The organism is Rhodopila sp., from assembly GCF_035548235.1.
Taxonomy (GTDB): Bacteria; Pseudomonadota; Alphaproteobacteria; order Acetobacterales; family Acetobacteraceae; genus Rhodopila.
Window position 1 is genome coordinate 1 of sequence record NZ_DASZTJ010000069.1, and the last position, 2,061, is coordinate 2,061.

Sequence of the window (2,061 nt, forward strand, 5' to 3'; positions counted from 1 at the left end):
ATCGCTCGACCCGGCCAACCCGGCTACGCTGTCCGCCGCCGTGATCCGCGACGTCATCCGCGGGTCGATCGGCTTCCAAGGCCTCCTGGTCACTGACGACCTGTCGATGAAAGCGGTCTCGGACCAGCCCAAGGATTCTGCGCAGCGCGCGCTGGCGGCGGGGTGCGACCTCGCGCTGTACGGTGCGGGAGACTTCGAGGCGACCGAAGCGCTGCTGCGCGGCTGTCCGCCTGTCACGGAGGCCGCCCGCGCACGCCTGGCCGCCGGACGCGCGATCGTCGCATCTCAGCGCATCAGGATCGATCGCAACGACTTGGCGACGGAACGACAGGCGATCCTGGCATCAACGTCAGTGCGCCCCGAACAGGCCTAACCGATCGGCACGCACCCTGCGCACATCGCCGGACCGAACGGTCAGCCCCGCTTTGTCGAAGTATTCCAGCACCTGGATGGCCACCTTGCGCCCGTTGTCCAGCCGATCGCGGAATGCCGCCGCCGTCAGCAGCCCATCCTGGTCGACCGTTTCAGCGGCGACCACAGCCATCTCGACGACGGTTTCACGCAGGAAGAAATGGTCCGGCGCGACCTCGACCAGTTGTCCCATCCGCTGCAGCCGCTTCAGCGTCGCACGCATCGCCGGTTCGGGAACCTTCAGCGCCGCCGCCAAATCCCGGGTCCGCGGCGGACGGAACCGTTCGGCCGCGATCAACGGCTGGGCCGCCGCCCAGGCGCGCTGATCCTGGGGCGACAGGCTGATCTTGTGCCCCGGCATGCGCAGCCAGGGGCCGTCCTGCGCGATCGCGCCCGCGCGCAGCAGAGCCTCGATCACCCCGGCGAACCCGGCGACCGAGGGCCGCTCCTCGAGCGCAAGCCGCAACCGGGCGGGCTGGAGCCCGGGCTGTTCGGGTGATTGCTTATGGAACGAGATCAGCGTGGACAGCACCGACCGGTGCAGCGCGTCGAACGCGGCACGCGACAGCAACAACGGCCCCGCGGCGACCGCGCCGGCGGCCGCTTGCACGGAAGCCGCGGCGGTCACGTTCCAGGCGCGCAGGAAATCCGCCTGCTCCGTCCAGCCGGGCGCCACGGCCAGCAGGTCCCGCAGCGCGGTGGCGGCGTCCGAGGCCTCCAGCGCCGTCAGTTGCGCCAGGCGCCGTTGGGTGCGGCGGCCTCGGCGCGGCGGCCACGGGTCCAGCACCACGCCGCCGCCAATCGTCGCGGTCGCACCGGAATCGCGCAGCACCACCCGGTCGCGCGCCAGGGCGCCGATCGGCTGGGACAGCGCCAGGCGGACCGGCGCGGCTTCGCTCGGCTCCAGCCGGTCCCGATCCAGCAGCGACACGCGCGCCATGACATGCGCGGCGCCGAGATGCAGATGCACCTGCGTGTCCTGACGCAGCGCGTGCGGCGCGTCGGGCAACAGGCGCAGGCGGATGTCGATCGCCGTGGTCGGTGCATGCAGGTCGGGATGCAGGACCCAGTCGCCTCGGGTGACGGTGTCCTTCGACAGGCGCGGACCTGTGATGTTCAGCGCCACACGCTGGCCGGCCGTTGCCGCCTGCGCCGGCTTGTTCTGCGCGTGCAGGCCGCGGACCCGCAGGTCCAGGCCGGAGGGCGAGAGCAGCAGCCGGTCTTCCACCGCGATCCGGCCCGCGACCAGCGTGCCGGTCACCACCAACCCCGCCCCCGAGAGGGTGAAGGCGCGATCCACCGCCAGCCGCGGATGGCCCGAAGCGTCCCGCGCCGCGCCCGCCGAGGCAAGCAGCGCCGCCCGCAGCGCGTCGATCCCCTTCCCCGTCACGGCCGAGACGGGGACGATCGGCGACGACGCCAACGGCGTCCCGGCCAGCAGGTCATGCAACGCCGCCTCGACGCCGGCCACGCGATCGGGCGCGAGGTCGAGCTTGGTCAGCGCGACGACGCCGCGCTCGATGCCCAGCAGGGACAGGATCTGCAGATGTTCGCGCGTCTGCGGGCGAATACCTTCGGGCAAGGAGACGACCAGCAGCGCGGTGTCGATCCCGCTCGCACCCGCCAGCATGGTGTGCACGAAGCGCTCAT

2 protein-coding genes are annotated in these 2,061 nt (G+C 71.9%); one reads left to right on the forward strand and one right to left on the reverse strand.

What is annotated here, in order from left to right; translation table 11 throughout:
• The coding region (locus tag VHB27_RS05730; RefSeq protein WP_325598108.1) for a glycoside hydrolase family 3 N-terminal domain-containing protein at positions 1-373 on the forward strand (373 nt) is incomplete at its 5' end.
• On the opposite strand, the gene selB is transcribed toward VHB27_RS05730, so the two are convergent.
• Positions 350-2,061: selenocysteine-specific translation elongation factor (selB, locus tag VHB27_RS05735; RefSeq protein ID WP_325598110.1), on the reverse strand; the 1,712-nt coding region annotated here is incomplete at its 5' end. The genes VHB27_RS05730 and selB overlap by 24 nt on opposite strands.